This window comes from Heyndrickxia coagulans DSM 1 = ATCC 7050, from assembly GCF_000290615.1.
Taxonomy (GTDB): domain Bacteria; phylum Bacillota; class Bacilli; order Bacillales; family Bacillaceae_C; genus Weizmannia; species Weizmannia coagulans.
Genome location: NZ_ALAS01000036.1, coordinates 1 through 1423, shown reverse-complemented (window position 1 = coordinate 1423; position 1423 = coordinate 1). Strand labels below are relative to the sequence as shown.

Annotated in this window: 1 protein-coding gene; it reads right to left on the bottom strand. The window is 44.1% G+C overall.

The genetic code is table 11. From position 1 onward, the window contains the following. Positions 1-12: 12 nt before the first annotated feature. Positions 13-1296: an IS110 family RNA-guided transposase gene (locus IC21_RS01305; RefSeq protein ID WP_035180300.1), complete on the bottom strand. Its 1284-nt coding sequence runs from the start codon at positions 1294-1296 to the stop codon at positions 13-15. Positions 1297-1423 lie beyond the last annotated feature (127 nt).

Below are 1423 nucleotides of genomic sequence, written 5' to 3'. Positions count from 1 at the left end.
TACCTTGCTTTTTTAAGCTACCTGTAATGTTTCTATTTGAGGCAATCCTTGCAATAATTTTGCCCCATCAAAATCGCATTGCTTGTTGCCAATGGCAAATAGGACACGCAATAACTTACAACACAAGGCTATGAGTGACTGCTGTTTCTTCAACGGGTGTTTAGGGCGCTTTGTATAATATTGGTGCAGGGCTTTAAACGCCGGATTGTGCACAACCAGCGGGCGAATTGCCAGATACAAGGCTCTTCGAAGCCTCTTTCTTCCCCGTTTGGTGATGGTTGTTTGCCCTTTAAACTTCCCTGAACTATGTTCTTTCAATGAGAGCCCTGCTAAATTTACAAGCTGTTGGGGGTGGCTATACTTTGTAATGTCACCCACCTCAGCGAAAAATAAAGCGACTGTGGTCTTTCCCAGGCCTGGGATAGCCATCATTTGCCTGGCTCCCGGTAGATCTTCTACCAGGCTTTCCAGTTCTTGATCCAACTGTTGGATTTGTTGATTGTAAAGCTCATACTGCTCAAGCAGGCAGTCTATTTCCCGTTTGGCAAACTTCATGCCAACTTGAATGCCAATACTCTTTCTGGCTGCTTCCACAAGCTTTGTTGCCTTTTTGATGCCGACACCTCTTTTAACCTGTGTCTTCCATTTCTCAAGCACTTCTTCAGGAGTCATTTCCTTGATTTGTGAAGGAAATGGAAAACTTTTTAAGGTACAAAGGGCCGCTTTGCCTTCCCAGTCTTTAAATACGTCAAAAAACTCCGGAAAGTAGCGCTGAATAACGTTTTGAATACGGCCATCTGTGATCATAAGCTGTTTAACGAGCTGATCTCTTAATTTGGCGCCTTCTCTCAGTTCGGCATAAATGCCGTCCAGGAGATTGGGTACGGAGTATCGCCCGTCCTTAATCAGCTGTGCAATCACTTTGGCATCTTTCGTATCATTTTTCGTTGGCGAATTGTCATCCAGCTCTTTGCTTTTCTTGACGTGCATCGGGTTGACCAAAACAAAATCATAACCCTTAGCCTTAAGAAAATAGGCAAGGCTCAGCCAAAAATGCCCTGTTGGTTCAACCCCGAAAATCACATGGTCTTTATGGTTCTGTTTTCTTAGTCTTTCCATCCAATCCAACAGGGTTTGAAAGCCATGAAATCGATTTTCAAAGATCAGACGTTTGCCAAACTCAATGCCTCTGTCATCCTGCGCTCGTGCGACATGTTTGTCCTTCGCTACATCAATGCCGATAATGAGCGTTGATGTCGTGATTTGCGAAATCTTGTGATTCTGGGTATAATTCATGGTGAGTCCTCCCTGGATATCAATTAAGGGTCCATTCTTGCTTTTGAAGCTCTGGACACCTCGTATCATACCAGGGGGGCTCTTTTTTGTGCAAACCTCAAATTTCCTTCATTACAGGAATGCTCCT